Origin of the sequence: Ralstonia sp. 22111, assembly GCF_052045895.1 — a bacterium.
Classification (GTDB): domain Bacteria; phylum Pseudomonadota; class Gammaproteobacteria; order Burkholderiales; family Burkholderiaceae; genus Ralstonia; species Ralstonia wenshanensis.
The window spans coordinates 189,615-192,195 of record NZ_JBQEPR010000010.1 but is presented as its reverse complement, the minus strand read 5'-3'; the positions used below and the strand labels follow the sequence as shown (position 1 = coordinate 192,195).

Sequence of the window (2,581 nt, the reverse complement as noted above, 5' to 3'; positions counted from 1 at the left end):
TCTCGGGCGCGCCTTTCTTTTGCTTACTTTTCTTTGGCAAGACAAAGAAAAGTGAGTCAGCCCCGGCAGGGGATGAAACAGGGATGCACCAAAAACATCATTCCATCCCCGCATCCAGATCCACTCAGCCAGTAATCAAAACCGCCCGAAAATCATTCACATTCGTCCGCGTAGGCCCAGTCACAATCAAATCGCCCAACGCATCAAAAAACCCATACCCATCGTTGTTGTCGAGCAACTGCTTCGGCTTCAACCCAAGCGCTTCAGCACGCGCCAAACTATCCGGCGTCAACATCGCACCAGCGTTGTCTTCCGAGCCATCAATGCCATCGGTATCGCAGGCAATTGCGTACACACCGGGCAGGCCATCCAACGCCACGCCCAGCGCCAGCAGGAACTCGGCATTGCGCCCGCCGCGGCCGTTACCGCGCACCGTCACCGTGGTTTCACCACCCGACAGAATCACGCACGGTTTGGTAAACGGCTGGTTGCGCGCCACGATCTGCCGCACGATGCCGGCGTGGACTTCGGCCACATCGCGCGCTTCGCCTTCAATGCTGTCCGACAGGATGTGCGCCTCGTAACCGAGCAAGCGTGCCTGTGCTGCGGCGGCTTCCAGCGCGTGCTGCGCTGTCGCAATGACATGGCTGCGATGGCCTTCGAAACGTGCATCGCCGGGCTTGGGTGTTTCGCCCGCGCCGGTTTCCAGATGACGGCGCACCGCTTCGGGCACGTCGATGCCGTATTTGTCGATCACGGCCAGGGCATCCGCGCAGGTGGTGGCGTCGGGCAGCGTCGGGCCGCTGGCGATGAGCGTCGGGTCATCGCCGGGAATATCGGAGATCAGCAGCGTCTCCACGCGCGCCGGTGCGCACGCCAGCGCCAGGCGCCCGCCCTTGATCGACGACAGATGCTTGCGCACGCAGTTCATCTCGCCGATGCTCGCGCCGCTTTTGAGCAGCGCACGGTTGACGGACTGCTTGTCGGCCAGCGTCAAGCCTTCGGCCGGTGCAGCCAGCAGGGCCGAGCCACCGCCCGAGATCAGGCACAGGACGAGGTCGTCTTTCGTCAAACCTTCGAGCAGGCCGACCATGCGTTGCGCGGCACGTTGGCCGGCGGCATCGGGCACGGGGTGCGAGGCTTCCACCACTTCAATGCGGCCTTGCGTGCCGGGAGCGCGGCCGTGCTCGTAACGCGTGACGACCAGGCCAGACAGCTCGCCCTTCCAGTGCTGCTCCACCGCCTCGGCCATCGCCGCTGCGCCCTTGCCCGCACCGATGACGATGGTGCGGCCACGCGGCGGTTCGGGCAGGAATGCAGGCAGGCATTGCGCAGCGCTGACCGCAGCCACCGCGGTATCAAACAGGCCGTGCAGCAACGCGCGCGGCGACGGATTGGGCAAGGCGGCGCGCAGGGCGGCCTGGGCAGACTGGTCGTGGTGCATGGCAGAAGGCGGGGAGACAGCAAAAAAGACTGCCGCCGCCCGAAGGCTGCGACAGTGCACACAACTTAGGCACGCATTCAGGCGATGTCGTGGTTCGACATGATCTCGATCGCGCGGCACAGCGCCGAGTGGTCTTGCTTGCCCATGCCGTTGGCGGCGCAGGTGTTGAACAGCTCCTGCGCGGTGGCCGTGTTCGGCAGCGCCACGCCCAGAACCTTCGCGCCTTGCAGTGCCAGGTTCAAATCCTTCTGGTGCAGCTCGATGCGGAAGCCCGGGTCGAACGTACGCTTGACCATGCGCTCGCCGTGCACTTCGAGAATGCGCGAAGCAGCGAAACCGCCCATCAGTGCCTGACGCACCTTTGCGGGGTCGGCGCCGGCCTTCGATGCGAACAGCAGCGCTTCCGACACGGCCTGGATGTTCAGCGCCACGATGATCTGGTTGGCCACCTTGGTGGTCTGGCCGTCGCCGTTGCCGCCGACCAGCGTGATGTTCTTGCCCATCAGGTTGAACAACGGAGCCACGCGATCGAACGCAGCCTGCTCACCGCCCACCATGATCGTCAGCGATGCGGCCTTCGCGCCCACTTCGCCACCCGACACCGGAGCGTCCAGGTATTGCGCGCCGGTCTTGTTGATGCGGGCTGCAAAGTCCTTCGTCGCGATCGGCGAGATCGAGCTCATGTCGACGACGATCTTGTTGGCAGCAGCGTTCTTGCCGGCATCCTTCAGCGCCTTGGCGACGCCCTTCTCGCTGAACAGCACGGCTTCAACGTGCGGGGTGTCCGGCACCATGATGAAGATGATGTCGGCGCGCTTGGCGACTTCCTCGGCGCTCGTGCAGACCGTCACGCCGGCTTCCACCAGCGCGGCCGGGGCCGGGTTGACGTCGTGCACGAACAGCGTGTGGCCGGCGGCGCGCAGGTGGCCTGCCATGGGGGCGCCCATGATGCCGAGGCCGATGAAACCGAGGTTGAGATTGTTTGCCATGGTGAGGGATCTCCTTGGTTTGGGTGTTGGTTCGTTGGTTGTTGGATTGGGCCTTGGTGGTCCACTCTCTTTCACCCCCTGCCGGGGGCGACTCACTTTCTTTGTCTTGCCAAAGAAAGTAAGCAAAGAAAGGCGCGCCCGAGATGGC

Annotated in this window: 2 protein-coding genes; both read right to left on the bottom strand. The window is 64.0% G+C overall.

The window, feature by feature from the left end:
- Positions 1–124 precede the first annotated feature (124 nt).
- Positions 125–1,444: a glycerate kinase type-2 family protein gene (locus tag ACTJK4_RS22045; RefSeq protein ID WP_440818940.1), complete on the bottom strand. Its 1,320-nt coding sequence runs from the start codon at positions 1,442–1,444 to the stop codon at positions 125–127.
- 77 nt (positions 1,445–1,521) lie between these two features.
- Entirely contained in the window at positions 1,522–2,433 is a 912-nt protein-coding gene (glxR, locus tag ACTJK4_RS22040) for a 2-hydroxy-3-oxopropionate reductase (protein WP_440818939.1), read from the bottom strand.
- Between the last annotated feature and the right edge of the window lie 148 nt (positions 2,434–2,581).